This window comes from Acidiphilium sp. PM, from assembly GCF_000219295.1.
Lineage (GTDB): Bacteria > Pseudomonadota > Alphaproteobacteria > Acetobacterales > Acetobacteraceae > Acidiphilium > Acidiphilium multivorum.
The window spans coordinates 1-567 of sequence record NZ_AFPR01000439.1 but is presented as its reverse complement, the minus strand read 5'-3'; the positions used below and the strand labels follow the sequence as shown (position 1 = coordinate 567).

The following is a 567-nucleotide window of genomic DNA, read 5'->3' as shown; positions in this document are numbered from 1 at the left end:
CCCGCCGCCGCTCGCGGCCAGCGCCTCGATCCCGGCGGCCTCGGCATAGGTCGCGGCATCGGCGTAGCGGCCGGCGTTCACGAGGCGGCAGAACCCGTCGATCAGCATGTCGCGCTGCGCCGCCGGACCGAGGGCGAGGCCGGCGATGCGGGCGGGAACGTCCGCCGGGTCGCCGGTCGCGAGGTCGAGCAGGGCGAGGGCGAGGCGGGTGTCGCGGCCGATCGCGTCGTCGCGGGCGACGGCGTGGCTGACGATGTTCTCGGCATCGGCCATCGCCACCGCCTCGTCGTGGCGGCCGGCGGCGACGAGGCGGGTGAAGGCGGTGAGCACCGCCTCGACCCGGCGCCGCGCGTCGATCCGCAGCGGGCGGAGCAGGAGCGGGATCTCGGCCGGGTCGGCATGGCGGGCGATGGCGCCGGCGAGGGCGTTCGAGGCGTCGGTGCCGAGCGCGTCGGTGCGGCCGGCGCAGAGCGGGGCGGCGCGGTGCAGCAGCGGGACGAGGGCGGCTTCCTCGCCGTCGTTCGACAGGCGGACGACGGCGCCGAGCAGGAGGGGCGCGCCGGGGCT

1 pseudogene is annotated in these 567 nt (G+C 78.3%); it reads right to left on the bottom strand.

Going from position 1 to position 567, the window contains the following annotated elements:
- A pseudogene (locus APM_RS13280) lies at positions 1–567 on the bottom strand (class I SAM-dependent methyltransferase); the annotation flags it as partial.